A 14,123-nucleotide genomic window follows, 5' to 3' on the forward strand; every position below is an offset into this window, starting at 1 on the left:
AATTAATCCACCTTCGCTTTCATAAATTGTTCGATTTTAGTGTGTGCTTCTGCTACCGTAAACAGCTTGTCTTGTGCGCCAAAAAAGGCGCCTGCCAGCACTTCTTCTTTCACAGAAAACAATGATTCTGCGTGCTCCTTTAGTTCCTCCAGCGTGTAGCGTGGGCCACTCGCTTCCTGCCCGTCATGTACCGGGGCCTTTTCTTGGTTTTCCAAGGTCACTCGGACCACCTCATTTCAAAATAGGATGAATTTCCACTCTGCGAATCAATGCCGCTTCCTCAGCCGGACGCATACGCCGCTGTACCAGCGTCAGCCGAAGCTGACCGTCTAAAATGGCATCTGCCTGCAAATCGGCTGAGGCTTCAGCCGTAGACATATAACGGCCCTTGTCCTGCTCCAGAGGAAGCTGGATTTGAGCGGCAAAGCCTTCGACCAGCGCGGAAGCTGCGCGATTCTCTTCGGTGGTATCCGGGGCGGTGATATGCCCGATGAACCGTTTGCGGAGCTCATACATGGAGGCTCCTGCCATCCGGGTTTCACAGCCGCTCAGCCGCCATAATACCGCGTGGCTTCCCGGCTGTGCGGGCCATGCGTCGGCGTATACCGACCACAATTCGCCCAGTTGCTTCTGCGTCCAGCCGACCAGTGCTGCCAGCCATTCTTCCGGCTGTGCTGCATCAGGTGCTGAAGCGGCCGATCCACCTTCTGTTTCAGGCACATACACGCCAAAACGCAGCGTTCTATAGGCCTTGCCCGTAACCGTGTCCAGCATTTCTGCATCCCGCACGCCCAAATAGTGCGCGGTAAAAGCAGACGTGTCCTCACCTTTACCTGTCACCGATGCCCGGTGCAGTCCGGCAATCAGGGTATTCGCCCATACATCGGCCTGCGCCAGCCCCGCTTGTCCTGCGTACAGCTTGATGCGGACAACCTGCCGGTAACCGGCCCAGGAAGACTTCCAGATTTCCTCGCCCAGCACCATAACCGCATACGGCTCCTCTGCCGTCTGCGACGGGGGTTGAACATCGTATACACGCCCTTGCAGCGCCGGAATAATGTCAATGAGCTTTTGCTTAAAGGCTTGTCTCATCCTGTGGCATGCCACCCTTGCGTATCCTGTGCTCGCATGCTGTGGCTGTTTAGCCAGGCTTTTTTCCACTTCCATGCTCTCAGCCGGCGTAGCCTTGTACTCATGCATTGCAGCATCCCTTGCTTAGGCAACACGACTCCTCCTTTCTATACATCGAATTCCCGGGAAGTGACAAAGACGATGACCGCATGAAAAAACCGGCCCTATTGGCCGGCTAACGTTTGACGGTGTGTGTCTTCGGTATGTCCTCTTGTCTTGATTCCCGATGATATAATCTTACACCCTTATAACGATTGCGTTGCCGGGGAAATGGACGATAAAAGTAGAGACTAGGGATGAAGTTAGGTGATATTTTGCGAACGTTTGTTCTTATATTAAAAATGCGTTTAATCTCATTGTTGATGTGCAAACAAAAAAATAACCGCCCTTTAAAAAGGCGGTTATTATATCGTTCAATTCAATGAATTATAAATATTTACAGTGTACCTAGTAATGGCTTCATCGTATTCTGGATACTCATATTTCAAACTGCTTGCCACAGCCTTAGCGTATGTTCTAAACAATGAATAACAAGTAAGTAAAGACTGCCACATTTCTTGATAGCCGTTCTCTGAGTAAGTCGATAGTAGGCTTTTCCAATCTTCATTAGGAAGATACTGATTTATAAATTTATAGTTTTTTCCTACACTAAAGGTGTACCCTTGCTCTGATCCAATCTTCCAAGCCATCATTCGCAACAAATTAGGTCGTGCAATCTCGTTCAAATGGTCAATAGCAAACAGGATTTCTTTTCTCGCCAATCCTTTTACGATATAAGTTGAAACCATCCAAAATTCATTACAGCAATCATCAAATTCCCTTGCAGTGGGCTTTTTAATCCAATATTGATGATCGTTTGCGATCACTTCCTCTTGGATCAGCACATCCTTGTCGAGCAGAACCTCAACTAAACCATCGCTATTCGTAAAATAATCCTCTACCTCGTTTATAGGGATCAGTGTCAGATCTAATTTGTTTCCATCCTCAAAAAGAATGATATATGAAAACCAGTTACCTAGTTCTGATGGAAAAAGCTCCATATCCTCGGGTTTTTGCATCATAAGCCTATCCCCAAACACGTTCAGCCATTGATCACTTTCCTTGAAAGAATCCATATCTGTTACAAAGTAAGAAGTATCATAATCTTGAAATGAATCAGGAGGAACATTGAAGTTTGTACGTGATCCTTCCATCGTGACCAATCGTATTCTTTTATCGTTCATAGCAAACTTTACAAGCATATTCATCATTTCTGGTTCACTTCTCACTACATCCGTCCTCCGTTCCCATTTTAATTGAGACCTATGCTTCTTATTCACCTTTATGGTTCATACTCCTTGCTGTCTAAGTTAATAGAGCCACAGACTGTGACCCCTATGCATTTACCGAACCCAGTCTTCGATCCGCGCCCTTCTGCAAGCTTGCCAGATTCAAAACGCCTTGGTCTGCCAGCGCTAGCGCCATTTTATAAAAAGCACGCGTGCGAAGCTTCGTATACGTATCCTTGCTGACTGGTGGGTCCAACACATAATTATAAACCTTGTAATCGAACACATCGTCATCTTTTAAATAACGTTCACGGATGAGTAGCTGTTCACGTTCATTCAAGCGGCTCACTACAGCATCCACCATTTGGCAATAGGCCAAGCGGGCTGCAGGAGCATCTACATTATATACAGCAGTCCGGGCTGTTGGATCGCTTGTCACATTCGTGGGTCCGTTCGGGCGGTCCGTATAGCCAGCAGTAATAAAGCTTTCCCGATCCATAAAGGTTATTGTTTTATAAATCCGGTATTTCTCAAATACACCCTCCAATGCATTCTGCGTTTTGCGACGGTCTAATTCGGGTAAGTTATTTCTCATGAAAAGCAACACTCCTTATATTATGCCTTTTGACAATGATGTATTTTTAAATAAAAAACGCACTTATTTACATTTTGTTCCCCTTTTGTTCGTATCTTGAGTATAACATAACATTATTTAGGATAGGTATCCATCGTGAAAAAAAGCAATATAGCCCCAAAAACAGGATATTCGCTCTACTTTTCTATGCCTTTTGGCATATTACGTGCTTTTACTATTTACCTAATGGTATAATAGAGCTGAATCTATGATTCTATTGCAGAAAGGAGCTCCATTGTGGAACAGCCAGCATTCGGAACCTACCTAAAACAGCAGCGTGAGCACAAGCAATTGAGCATCAACCAATTGGCAGATGCCGCAGGTATTAGTAATTCACAAATTTCCCGCATCGAAAATGGACTGCGTGGAGTTCCCAAACCCTCCACCCTCCGCAAAATAGCAGACGCGCTCAGCGTATCCTATACCGAAATGATGAAGGCCGCCGGATATTGGGCAGATGATGATTCTATAGAGCAAAATCCGCATGAGCTTTATCGTTCTACTGTACCAGAATGGGCAAACTCCAAAGACCGCCGGGATTTTAAAAAAATGCTGGAGGAAGACGACGAATTAATGTTTGATGGCATTCCGCTCGATGAAAAAGACCGTCAACGGATCAAGGACGTACTGACAGGCCTGTTCTGGGAAGCCAAGCAAATGAACAAACATAAAAAGCCCGCAGATCCCGGGGCGAGCAAAGATCAGGGATAGCAGGTGAACGCATGAACGAACTCATTCACAAACTTGTCCGAAAATACCGTACCAATTGCCCCTTCGATATTGCGAAAGCCCTAGGCATCCATATCCGATATTGCGATCTGGGTTCCACAACCAAAGGGTTGTATTATCACAAGCTGCGCAGAAGATTTATCGTCATTCACAACGGCCTTACACCAGAATGGGAACGGTTCGTCTGTGCGCATGAATTGGGACATGACCGACTGCATAAAGGCATTAGCCGCTTTTTTATGGAGGAACATTCCTACTTTTCTCCAGGAAAATTTGAACAACAGGCTAATCGCTTTGCTGTGCTGTTGCTGAGTGCAGGGAATCCACCGTTGGCTGACGAAACATTGGATCACTATTTACCCCGGATCGGGCTGCCCAAAGAGACTGCCCTTTTTTTTGATCACAAAACAGAACAATAGTTCCTATTCTATGAGTTGATTGTCTATTACTGCCTCTATAATATAGGTAACTAGACGGTGGATTTAACAACCGATATCTCAAAAAAATGTAGTGCTTTGATATACAATAAGAGTTATTTTTACAATCATCTGATAAAATGTGGACGTAAGCGGTTTCTCTAATTCATTCATTTTATGGGAGGTTGAAGGAACAACATGAACTCATGGAAAAAACTCTCGTCGATCTTGACGACCGCCGCGCTTCTACTTGGTTGTCTCGGCACAGCAGCAGCGGACCCAGTTGCTAATGCGGGAACAGCAGGAACGGGAACAACACCGTCTCCAGTCAGCGGTAAACACATCACCATCCTACATACGAATGATACCCATGCCCACGTGGTCGCCAACGACAAGGAAATGGGCTTCGCCAAGCTGGCGGGCATTATCGATCAATATCGCGCCGCCAATCCTAATACATTACTGCTGGATGATGGGGATACCGTTCATGGAACGACCTTCGCTACTTTGGTCAATGGTGAAAGTATCGTAAAAGTAATTAACAAGCTGCGCTATGATGCAATGGTTCCCGGTAACCATGAGTTTAATTACGGCTGGAAGCATCTGGTTGAGCTGAGTAAAGAGATTCAGTTCCCTGTACTGAGCGCCAACATTAAGCAAACAGACGGAACACGTTTGTTCCAACCGTATACTATTAAAGAAGTGGATGGCGTTAAAATCGGTATTATCGGCCTAACTACGCCTGAAACGGCATATAAAACCAATCCTAAAAATGTGGAAGGCATTCAATTCACCGACCCTGCGGCTGAAGCCAAAGCGGCCGTAGACGAAATCCGCAGCAAAGTGGATGTTGTTGTTGCTCTGGGTCACCTAGGACAAGATGCGTCCAGCAAAGACACCAGCCTCAAGGTCGTGAAGGAAGTGCCTGGCATTGATATTTTCATCGACGGACACAGCCATACCGTGCTGGAAAAAGGCTTGTTCGGTGACAATGGCACGTTGATCGCTAGTGCAGGTGAATACACCAAGTATCTGGGTGTAGTGGATCTATGGGTAGACGGCGGTAAGGTTGTCCAAAAGCAAGCGAAGCTGATCGATTCGACTCAAGCTGCTGACGTTCAGCCCAACGCTGAAATTGCTGCATTAATCGCCTCCATTCAGAAAGAACAAGAACCTATTCTTAAAGAGGTTGTAGCACAAACAAGTGTAGATCTGGAAGGAGCGCGCGAAAAGGTACGTGCGGGTGAAACCAATCTCGGCGACCTGCTCACCGATGCTATGCGTGACGTTTCGGGAGCAGACGTGGCTTTAACAAACGGTGGCGGCATCCGTGCTTCCATCAAAGCAGGCACGGTTACCAAGGGAGACGTCATCACCGTACTGCCTTTCGGTAACCAAATCGTTACCCTGAAAGTGAAAGGCTCTGACCTTCAGGCCGCACTGGAAAATGGCGCAGCCTCCTACCCGGAACCGAGCGGGGGCTTCCCACAAGTATCCGGCATCTCGTTCAAAATAGACACCTCAGCAGCCAAAGGCAGCCGTGTTCACTCCATCCTGATTGGTGGAAAGGCCCTTGATCCTGAGGCAACATACACACTGGCTACCAATGATTTTACTGCTGTAGGCGGTGACCAATATACGATGTTCGCTAAATACCCACAGGCAGGTATGTTCGGATCGCTGGATGAAGCGTTAATCCGCTATATGCAAAAAGTGGGCTCTGCTAGCCTGCAAGTACAAGCGGCCGGGCGTATTCAAGAAGCCAAGGCAGACGGAAAAGCTTCTGTCCCTGCCACACAAGCTGTGCCGTCTGCTCCGACCACGACGCCAGCACCTCTGCAGGAGATACCGCAATCCGATTCCATAGCGGCTGCGAAACCAGCACCTGCAAAGTCTCAAACTAGCAAACCACAGCAGGCATCGACCACTGCACAAGCTGCAAATAGCCATGTGTATGTTGTGAAATCTGGGGATACACTGTATGACATTTCCCGCAAACACGGCACTACCTGGCAACAGCTTCAGCAGTTGAATAAGTTGAAGAATCCTCACCGCATTTATCCGGGGCAAAAGTTAGACCTCCCGGCCTAATTCAATAGCTAGCAACAGCAGCGTTCGGAATCCAGGTGTTTTCGGATACTGCTATATGTTAGGAGTTTTTAGATATGCGATAGTCCAAGCCCATTTGGACATCGCATATTTTTTTTGAAAGCAAGCCTTTTAACCGCTGACAAGTTGTGAACCGAGAGGTATGATGGAGAAGAGTTATTCGGGCAGAGAACATTTGTCCCGGTATCCATCGGGATCAGTTATGTGTGTGGAAGGAGTCCTTTAAATGCAATACATTATTTATGATCTTGAATTTACCGTTAGCCGTAACGCCAGATATTCCTCCGAAATCATTGATATCGGTGCCGTCAAAGTTATTCATGGAGAAGATGGTCTATTCGTGGCGGATACGTTTCACAGTTTTGTGAGACCATCAAATCGGCCTGTAATCTCTACAGATACTGTTCAATTTACGGGTATTACTCAACGAGACATTGATGCCGCTCCACTCTTTCCTGAAGCTGTGAAGCAATTTATTGCCTGGCTAGGCACGGATTCGACCTATTATTTATGCGCATGGGGCCCGGATGACCGTCAGAAGCTGGTATCCCATTGTCGTACTCATCATGTAGATCTCGGTTGGATTCATAATACAAATGATATACAGAAGCAAATTTCCCGTCTGTTTAGTTCCAATGGAAAGTATCGTCAGTTGAGCCTGTCTCAGGCGTTGGAATTGTGCAACATTGAGTTTGACGGTCAACAGCATCGAGCACTGGATGATGCCGTGAATACTGCTCAGGTTTTCATGCACCATTTTGATCGTCTTACATTAGTTCATAATGCTGCCGATGATGAAGAAAGTCGCGGCTCAAAGCTCGTCTACTCTTCGCCAGAAGAAGAACAGGAGCAGTACAGTCCCTTCGGCAATCTCGCCAACCTGTTTAAGGACCGTTAAGCAGATAGCTCCCCGGCCCGTCCCGGGGGATCTTCCCCCCTGTTATTCTTGATTTCCAGCCTTCTTATCGAAGTAAAACGCCCCCCAGGTTCGCAGCATTTCTTGCATACGTTTGCGGTACCGTAAAGGTTCCAGAATCTCGGCTTCAGCTCCATAGGATGTGAGCCAATCCAGAAATTCACGGTCATGATTGACCGTCACCTCAAACAACAAACTTCCATCCGGCAAATCCTTGAGAAGAGGCTTGATGAACAGTTCCTCTTCTTTGACCCGATATACAGAATCGGCAGAAAAACGTACCACAAACCGAATATTTTGATTTCCTTTGGTCACCGACCAGGTACCTTTAAAAAACATTTCCATTTCAGATGTATTTTTTTGAAACGTATACGGCAAAATCCTCATATTCCGAAAGCGGCTGATCCGAAAGGTTCTCATGGCGGATTGCTTATGACAAAAACCAAGCATATAGAACCGCCGGTCTTGAGGAACCAAACAATAAGGATCTACTTGCACCAATGATACATCTTCATTTTGAGGCGAGCTGTATTCCGCTTCAATTGTCTGCTGCGTAAGACTCGCCAAAACAATCAGCCTGAGCAGATAGGGCTGGTTTTCCCGATCAAGTGTCGAGCCGAGCCGGATGATATTTTTCATTTCCTGCGCGAAGCTCGTCTGGTCCATCTTTTTTTTCTGACTAGAGGCCATCACTTTCTCATAAGCACTTTCAAAAGCTGGCGGTAAAAGAGGCTTTATCGTTTCCATCATCTCTCCCAGCTTGGTAAAAGCCTCTGCCTCTTCTTCTGTCCAATTCAGAGGATACAAAGCAAAATTGCTAATAAAAATGTACCCCTTGCCATGCCCCATATTCGCGATCGGAATATGCATAGCGCTTAGCGCCTCCATATCTCGGTATATGGTACGTTCTGATGTTTCACAACGTTCGGCAAGCTCTCTTGCCAATATCCCCGGATTTGCCTGAACAATAGTAATAATCCGCATTAAACGTATCAACCGATCAGTCAAGGAAGTCTCTCCTTTACAAAAAGATAGTAAATTAGACTCACTAATTTGCTCAAATAAACTAGCATAATTATCTATCTCAGCCTATCATTCTCCGTAAAATGAACATCTCCTATCGATATTTCCTTATTAAAAAAGACCTTAGAGCTATACGCTTTAAACGATACAAAAGGCCCACTCCATTTATTGCGTAGGGACAAAAGTAACTCGGCTTCCTCCAGATAGTCCATGTCTTCGCTTCTGGCTGCACATATAAGCAATTCATCTGCTTGTCTCGTAAGGATGAACGCTCCTCGCTCAGGCTCCCCTTTCTCGTACATACGCAATGCCTTTTTCACAATTGGGGACGTCTCATTCAGCTTTATGTATTTTTCCACCTTCGGGTTGGATGGCATGCTCAGCAAACCAAGATGATGCGTGTAATGGATATAGAGCTGGTCCGTCCGGATCAGCGTTCGCTTTTCCTGCGATGGCTTGCGCCAGCTCCACTCGATCATTCCAATCGTATGTCTTCCGGACGCGTGAGCAGGGATAGAAAACGTCAAAATAGCTTGTCTATATTTGCCCCGCCATACATCACCACAGTGAACAAACATGCAATCACCGTTTTCTGATTCTTTAAACCCGAGTCTCACCCCTTCAACTTTTAATAGATTTACCCCGTTTTCTGGATTGAACTGAAGTTGAAGGTCACATCCCGCTGCCTTCGGTATTAGGTTCCCTTTTCTTTTACGTATAGCTCCATAGCCCCATTCTATCAGTAGATTTACTTGTTTGGACCCATTCGCCGATATAGACTCTCTGTCCCATGTGTACGTTACATTGAGCATTGACTTCACCACTGGTAAATTCCCCCTAAAAGAACATGTAACTCTAAATTAACAGTGTTATCTGACACTATATTGTCAGGGAACATATGTTTGATTGTGAAAATTATACATGGTAATCTTTATGAAAGGGGACCTAATTCGCGAAATAACATTTTAATCCTTTCCAATTGCATAAATACGCAAAAATAGCCCGGCGTATGCCGGGCTACATGATAGTCTACTTCATATATTTAAACTTATGAAATTGAAGTTTCCGTTAAAGAAACATTCGTCTTTGTGCAAACATCGGATATAGGAGCAAAAGTAGTGCTGTCCACGATGAGCTCCTTTGATAATGGCTTTCCATTAACAGTAATTTTTAAAATGGTATAGTTTTGCTCTCTGTCGTTCATCTTTCAAAATCTCCTTCTATATCTATTTTTAATATATTTCAGCTCATATATTCCTCTTCAAGCCCTGATCAGGTGCGGGTTGTTCTTTACTCGTTTGTTGGGAAAACTGCCGGAATGTTGCCGCTTCCTTGATATACCCGTTTTAAGGTACACTTAAACTAATATATCGAGTTTTTTTGATCATCTTTTCCCGTATTTGTCGTCTGTATATTCTAAAACCTGCATCCAAATCATTATATTGTACGTAACCATGTGTTATGGGTAATGATCTGTAACATCTAACATCTTGGTTTATCAAAAGGGGGACATCTCTTGGCACGAGCAACTTGTCGCTTGGCTTTGTACCGCCGCATTGTCTGCGCTGCTATAGCACTTTTGTTTATTTTTGGGGTAACTCGTGTACCCGAAGTTCATGCTGCTTATTGGGATGATGTATATCAAGGCTTTGAGCAGTTTTCGCGGTTGCCCGGCGATGTGTACCAACTCAAGGAAAGCTACCGACAAACACAGGAAGATCTGGAAAAGGCCCGCACCAGCATTGAAACCTATCAGAAGCAGAACGCCCAACTGCTGGAGCAAAACCGCAAACTGAACGACACTGTTACAGAATTAAAAAATCTTCAAACCCAGCGCGATCAGGCTTCACACCGAAATAAAATGCTCATCATCACGGCTATCATTCTGCTGGCCGGTTATTTTATCGGTATCCGACTGTTGCGTTACGGGATGCGTCGACGTTCGGGAAGATACTAACTGCCTGAAAGGATGAAAGGTCTGAATGGACATACAAGCAGGACAACACCATGATGAAAGCGTCGGTTCAGTCGTAACGCTCGACCTGACTGAAGGGGAAAAGCTGCACGTTCTGCATCCGCAGCAAATTATCGCGTATCGCGGCCCCAGTGCAGGCCGTAGTGATAAGCTGATGAATATTAAAGGCATGTACCGCAAGCACAAACTGATTCAGGCCGATTTCACAGGGGCTTGCCGACTAATTGCCGCACTTCCTCCTGGCTTTAGTCTGAAGATGATCAAGCTTGAAGGAAGCGATGATCTGTTATACGATTTTCGCAACCTGTTCTGGTACAGCGCCGGCATCCAAATGCGTACCAAGCTACTAAGCATGAAAAACATGTTGTTTAGCCGTGATGTCATTAAAATGAAATTTGACGGTATAGGTCACATTGGTATTTTGACACAGGGATTGGTATGTCAAGAACAACTTCATCCGTCAGAGCCGATCTATGTCGATGCGAGCAGCGTCATAGCCTATCCAGAAAATGCCAAGCTGGAGTTAACCGTATACGGTAACCATCTGGCCAGCCAGCATATGAACTATCATTTTAAAATGACTGGACATGGTACTGTATTATTTCATGCCGGTGAGCATCATCGGCGGCTTCAGCAGGATATGAACGACGATGGCGTGATCAAACGACTTTTAAGGGAAATCATTCCGTTTGGTGGAGTGTTTATCAAATAGTCCTGCCATGCTATAATGGCAATGCTATTAATGAAGCTGTCTGTCCTCGTGGCAGATGCTAATGAAGAAAATCCATGCATAACGCATGGGAGAGGTTCGCGAACTCCCTCTATAAAAAACTAACGATGCTTTGTCCTCCGCATATGAAAATGAACTTGCGGGGCAAGGCCTGTTTTTTGTTGAAGCCGGTTCAAGAACTCTCTTTCTTCCACGTGACAAGACGCTGTGTCTTACACCATTCCAAGAAGATCGAGAGGTTTTTTTATGTTTACAAACGAAAAAGCAGTCGTCGTATTCAGCGGCGGCCAAGACAGTACAACCTGTTTATTTTGGGCAAAAAAACATTTTGCCGAAGTAGAAACTGTGACGTTCGATTACGGTCAGCGCCACAAGCAGGAAATCGAAGTTGCCGCCGGAATCGCCAGCGAGCTGGGTGTTCCGCAAACGGTACTGGATATGAGCCTGCTCAACCAACTTGCCCCGAATGCCCTCACACGCACCGACATTGACATTACTCAAGAGGAAGGCGAACTGCCTAGCACATTTGTAGACGGTCGTAATCTATTGTTCCTGAGCTTCGCAGCGGTTCTCGCCAAGCAAAAAGGAGCGCGCCACCTCATTACAGGCGTTTGCGAGACAGATTTCAGCGGCTATCCCGATTGCCGGGATTCCTTTATTAAATCGCTGAACGTCACACTGAACCTTTCGATGGACTATCCCTTTGTGATTCATACCCCGCTCATGTGGTTGAACAAGGCCGAAACCTGGCAAATGGCCGATGAGCTGAAAGCTTTTGAATTTGTAAGAACCCGTACACTAACGTGCTATAACGGCATCATTGGCGATGGCTGTGGCGAATGTCCTGCTTGTAATCTCCGTCGTGCCGGACTAGAGCAGTATCTCGCGGTGCGCGGAGCTTCCTCCCAAGGAGTTGAAGGTCATGCGTGAGCCAGGTACCTTTCGCATTGTCGACAAGCTCCAGCAGTTCGGGACAGACATTGAGCGCTCTCAGCTGCGCTATCACCGCAAGCGTGTACTTGTTAGCAAACAATTTACGTTCGATGCAGCACACCATTTGCACTGTTACGAAGGCAAATGCAAAAATCTGCACGGACATACTTATATCGTCGTATTTGGCATAAGCGGAATACCGGGAGAAACAGGTCTAACGCTGGATTTTGGTGATATCAAAACGATCTGGAAAGAGCGAATTGAGCCTTTTCTGGATCACCGTTACTTGAATGAGACGCTTCCTCCAATGAATACAACGGCGGAAAATATGGTCGTCTGGATCTTTGAACAAATGGAGTCTGCCTTGACCTCGGATGCATACTGCAATCGTGTTGAAGGTGGACGTACCGAATTTGTAAGGTTGTTCGAGACACCTACCAGCTACGCCGAGTTCCGACGGGAGTGGATGTTCGATGAGTAATACCGTAAATGCTAATACCGTAACTACTCACCAACCTACGACAACTCTCGATAGGGCTAAAGCAGCCCCTATTCCTGTACTTGAGGTGTTTGGTCCCACCGTTCAGGGTGAAGGTATGGTCATTGGTCGTAAAACGATGTTTGTTCGTACCGCAGGCTGCGACTACCATTGCTCATGGTGCGACTCCGCCTTTACCTGGGACGGCAGCGCCAAGGATCAAATTCGACGTCTCAGTGCCACAGATATTTGGCAGGAACTAAAGTCCATCGGCGGCGAACGGTTCTCGCATGTGACCCTTTCCGGAGGCAATCCTGCCCTGCTGCCACAGCTTGGGGCGCTGATTACCCTGCTACGCAGTCAAGGCATTGCCACCGCTGTCGAAACACAAGGCTCCCGTTGGCAGGAATGGCTGTACGATATCGATGAAGTGACCTTATCCCCGAAGCCGCCCAGCTCTGGCATGACGACCAACTGGGAGGTGCTGGATGATATCGTAACCCGTCTGTCAAACCAAAAGATGGCTGGAGCATGCAGCCTGAAAGTCGTCATCTTCGATGACACTGATCTTGCATATGCCCGCACCATTCACGAGCGATATCCACATATACCGTTGTTCCTCCAGACGGGTAACCCAGATGTGAACACGGAGAACACCGGACAGATCGCGGAGTCTCTGCTCCATCGTTATGAATGGCTTATCGACCGCGTCATGGACGATTCCAGACTAAACGATGTAAGAGTACTCCCGCAGCTCCACACCCTCGTATGGGGCAACAAACGCGGTGTATAACATGCATATACAATATATTCCATATGGTCTGTATGTGATACACAATATACGCCAAATTCACCGTAGTACTTTTCAACATCTATAACTATAAATCAAGAGAAGCCCTCGTCCGCGAGACGGGGTTTCTCAATAAAATAACGCTCCTTAAATATAAGGAGCGAAATTTCACTTCTGCCCAACCCACATGTAAACGGGTAGGGACTTTATGGTGATGACGGCGGTCGGCAGCGGAGCGGAGGATTTGAAGCTGGAGAAGCGTTAGCGTTCGCCTTTGAAATGGGATTCTAACCTATAGATCTTTTATCAGAAAGAATCCCATTTCAACAGCGATCGGAAGCTCAAATCCTTCGCGAAGCGACCTCCCCACCACCATAACTCCCTCTCCCTTTTACCAAACTAAACCAACTTTAAGGAGCCTCACTCAACATGACCGGAAGAAAACCTGAAGAAATGACCGACGTTACCCTACTTGGCAATCAAGGCACACAATACACTTTTGCCTATGATCCTGCCATTCTCGAAAGCTTTGATAATAAACACCCGTACCGCGATTATTTTGTAAAATTCAATTGTCCAGAGTTCACCAGCCTGTGCCCGATCACAGGACAACCTGATTTTGCAACCATCTACATCAGCTACATTCCTGATATTAAAATGGTTGAAAGCAAGTCCCTTAAGCTGTACCTGTTCAGCTTCCGCAACCACGGTGATTTCCATGAAGACTGTGTCAATATCATCATGAATGACTTGATTAAGCTGATGGACCCTCGCTACATTGAAGTATGGGGCAAATTCACGCCACGCGGCGGCATCTCGATCGACCCGTATACCAACTATGGCAAACCGGGAACCAAGTATGAGCAGATGGCAGAGCATCGTATGATGAACCATGATATGTACCCAGAGACAGTGGATAATCGTTAGGCTGATCCTCTCTGTGCACTTGCATACAAATAAACAAAGGGCTGTCCCAAAGGTCACAAAATGA

The 14,123-nt window shown here is 46.2% G+C and carries 18 protein-coding genes and 1 riboswitch; of the genes, 10 read left to right on the top strand and 8 right to left on the bottom strand.

Annotation, left to right across the window (positions count from 1 at the left end; genetic code table 11):
* Positions 1-2: 2 nt before the first annotated feature.
* The 5 genes from KSP24_RS09985 to KSP24_RS10000 all read right to left on the bottom strand — a co-directional run bounded on the left by KSP24_RS09985 (position 3) and on the right by KSP24_RS10000 (position 2,994).
* Positions 3-221 carry a YqzN/YkzM domain-containing protein gene (locus KSP24_RS09985; RefSeq protein WP_013369774.1) on the bottom strand — a complete coding sequence of 73 codons (219 nt, stop codon included), beginning with the start codon at positions 219-221 and terminating at the stop codon, positions 3-5.
* A gap of 10 nt (positions 222-231) precedes the next feature.
* Positions 232-1,092 (bottom strand): hypothetical protein, encoded by an 861-nt coding sequence (locus KSP24_RS09990; protein ID WP_254207714.1) that lies wholly within the window; start codon positions 1,090-1,092, stop codon positions 232-234.
* Positions 1,089-1,223, bottom strand: a complete 135-nt coding sequence (locus tag KSP24_RS25470; RefSeq protein ID WP_258013951.1) for a hypothetical protein — start codon at positions 1,221-1,223, stop codon at positions 1,089-1,091. Before KSP24_RS25470 ends, KSP24_RS09990 begins: the two co-directional genes overlap by 4 nt.
* A 321-nt stretch (positions 1,224-1,544) precedes the next feature.
* On the bottom strand, positions 1,545-2,399 hold the full coding sequence (gene ant(6), locus KSP24_RS09995) for an aminoglycoside 6-adenylyltransferase (RefSeq protein WP_216975044.1): 855 nt from the start codon (positions 2,397-2,399) through the stop codon (positions 1,545-1,547).
* 106 nt (positions 2,400-2,505) lie between these two features.
* On the bottom strand, positions 2,506-2,994 hold the full coding sequence (locus KSP24_RS10000; RefSeq protein ID WP_013369770.1) for an ArpU family phage packaging/lysis transcriptional regulator: 489 nt from the start codon (positions 2,992-2,994) through the stop codon (positions 2,506-2,508).
* Positions 2,995-3,270: 276 nt separating this feature from the next.
* Between KSP24_RS10000 and KSP24_RS10005 the strand changes: the two genes are divergently transcribed.
* The 4 genes from KSP24_RS10005 (at position 3,271) to KSP24_RS10020 (ending at position 7,185) form a co-directional block, all read left to right on the top strand.
* Positions 3,271-3,744, top strand: a complete 474-nt coding sequence (locus KSP24_RS10005) for a helix-turn-helix domain-containing protein (RefSeq protein WP_013369769.1) — start codon at positions 3,271-3,273, stop codon at positions 3,742-3,744.
* Between the two features lie 11 nt (positions 3,745-3,755).
* Positions 3,756-4,181 carry an ImmA/IrrE family metallo-endopeptidase gene (locus KSP24_RS10010; RefSeq protein ID WP_216975045.1) on the top strand — a complete coding sequence of 142 codons (426 nt, stop codon included), beginning with the start codon at positions 3,756-3,758 and terminating at the stop codon, positions 4,179-4,181.
* Positions 4,182-4,376: 195 nt separating this feature from the next.
* Positions 4,377-6,269, top strand: coding sequence for a 5'-nucleotidase C-terminal domain-containing protein (locus KSP24_RS10015; RefSeq protein ID WP_216975046.1), 1,893 nt, complete (start codon positions 4,377-4,379; stop codon positions 6,267-6,269).
* 244 nt (positions 6,270-6,513) lie between these two features.
* On the top strand, positions 6,514-7,185 hold the full coding sequence (locus KSP24_RS10020) for a 3'-5' exonuclease (RefSeq protein ID WP_013369766.1): 672 nt from the start codon (positions 6,514-6,516) through the stop codon (positions 7,183-7,185).
* 42 nt (positions 7,186-7,227) lie between these two features.
* Here the strand turns inward: KSP24_RS10020 and KSP24_RS10025 are convergent, their stop codons facing one another.
* The 3 genes from KSP24_RS10025 to KSP24_RS10035 form a co-directional block, all read right to left on the bottom strand.
* Positions 7,228-8,211, bottom strand: a complete 984-nt coding sequence (locus KSP24_RS10025; RefSeq protein ID WP_013369765.1) for a helix-turn-helix transcriptional regulator — start codon at positions 8,209-8,211, stop codon at positions 7,228-7,230.
* A gap of 71 nt (positions 8,212-8,282) precedes the next feature.
* The gene (locus KSP24_RS10030) at positions 8,283-9,050 is read right to left on the bottom strand and encodes a hypothetical protein (protein WP_013369764.1); all 768 of its coding nucleotides are present in this window, start codon (positions 9,048-9,050) and stop codon (positions 8,283-8,285) included.
* A gap of 224 nt (positions 9,051-9,274) precedes the next feature.
* Positions 9,275-9,430 (bottom strand): hypothetical protein, encoded by a 156-nt coding sequence (locus KSP24_RS10035; protein WP_013369763.1) that lies wholly within the window; start codon positions 9,428-9,430, stop codon positions 9,275-9,277.
* 312 nt (positions 9,431-9,742) lie between these two features.
* Here KSP24_RS10035 and KSP24_RS10040 point away from each other — a divergent pair, with 312 nt between their 5' ends.
* The 6 genes from KSP24_RS10040 to queF all read left to right on the top strand — a co-directional run bounded on the left by KSP24_RS10040 (position 9,743) and on the right by queF (position 14,059).
* Positions 9,743-10,183, top strand: coding sequence for an SH3 domain-containing protein (locus KSP24_RS10040; RefSeq protein ID WP_013369762.1), 441 nt, complete (start codon positions 9,743-9,745; stop codon positions 10,181-10,183).
* Positions 10,184-10,208: 25 nt separating this feature from the next.
* A complete protein-coding gene (locus KSP24_RS10045; protein WP_025679469.1) occupies positions 10,209-10,913 on the top strand; it encodes an AIM24 family protein in 705 nt (234 codons plus the stop codon).
* A gap of 85 nt (positions 10,914-10,998) precedes the next feature.
* Positions 10,999-11,042, top strand: a riboswitch (PreQ1 riboswitch).
* A 135-nt stretch (positions 11,043-11,177) separates the two neighbouring features.
* A complete protein-coding gene (gene queC / locus KSP24_RS10050; protein WP_025679468.1) occupies positions 11,178-11,861 on the top strand; it encodes a 7-cyano-7-deazaguanine synthase QueC in 684 nt (227 codons plus the stop codon).
* Complete coding sequence (gene queD / locus KSP24_RS10055) at positions 11,854-12,345, top strand: 6-carboxytetrahydropterin synthase QueD (protein ID WP_013369759.1); 492 nt, start codon at positions 11,854-11,856, stop codon at positions 12,343-12,345. Before queC ends, queD begins: the two co-directional genes overlap by 8 nt.
* Positions 12,338-13,135, top strand: coding sequence for a 7-carboxy-7-deazaguanine synthase QueE (queE, locus tag KSP24_RS10060; protein WP_025679464.1), 798 nt, complete (start codon positions 12,338-12,340; stop codon positions 13,133-13,135). Before queD ends, queE begins: the two co-directional genes overlap by 8 nt.
* 426 nt (positions 13,136-13,561) lie before the next feature.
* Positions 13,562-14,059, top strand: coding sequence for a preQ(1) synthase (queF, locus tag KSP24_RS10065; RefSeq protein ID WP_007429143.1), 498 nt, complete (start codon positions 13,562-13,564; stop codon positions 14,057-14,059).
* The last annotated feature ends 64 nt before the right edge of the window (positions 14,060-14,123 follow it).

Origin of the sequence: Paenibacillus sp. AK121 (assembly GCF_019042715.1) — a bacterium.
In the GTDB taxonomy this organism is placed as follows: Bacteria; Bacillota; Bacilli; order Paenibacillales; family Paenibacillaceae; genus Paenibacillus; species Paenibacillus polymyxa_C.

Excerpts from the sequence above, each read along its gene's own strand:
- KSP24_RS10015 (WP_216975046.1), top strand. The coding sequence starts at position 4,377 with ATGAACTCATGGAAAAAACTCTCGTCGATCTTGACGACCGCCGCGCTT.
- KSP24_RS10035 (WP_013369763.1), bottom strand. The coding sequence starts at position 9,430 with ATGAACGACAGAGAGCAAAACTATACCATTTTAAAAATTACTGTTAAT.
- queF (WP_007429143.1), top strand. The coding sequence starts at position 13,562 with ATGACCGGAAGAAAACCTGAAGAAATGACCGACGTTACCCTACTTGGC.
- KSP24_RS10000 (WP_013369770.1), bottom strand. The coding sequence starts at position 2,994 with ATGAGAAATAACTTACCCGAATTAGACCGTCGCAAAACGCAGAATGCA.
- KSP24_RS10045 (WP_025679469.1), top strand. The coding sequence starts at position 10,209 with ATGGACATACAAGCAGGACAACACCATGATGAAAGCGTCGGTTCAGTC.
- KSP24_RS09990 (WP_254207714.1), bottom strand. The coding sequence starts at position 1,092 with ATGAGACAAGCCTTTAAGCAAAAGCTCATTGACATTATTCCGGCGCTG.
- KSP24_RS10010 (WP_216975045.1), top strand. The coding sequence starts at position 3,756 with ATGAACGAACTCATTCACAAACTTGTCCGAAAATACCGTACCAATTGC.
- queE (WP_025679464.1), top strand. The coding sequence starts at position 12,338 with ATGAGTAATACCGTAAATGCTAATACCGTAACTACTCACCAACCTACG.
- KSP24_RS10020 (WP_013369766.1), top strand. The coding sequence starts at position 6,514 with ATGCAATACATTATTTATGATCTTGAATTTACCGTTAGCCGTAACGCC.
- queC (WP_025679468.1), top strand. The coding sequence starts at position 11,178 with ATGTTTACAAACGAAAAAGCAGTCGTCGTATTCAGCGGCGGCCAAGAC.
- queD (WP_013369759.1), top strand. The coding sequence starts at position 11,854 with ATGCGTGAGCCAGGTACCTTTCGCATTGTCGACAAGCTCCAGCAGTTC.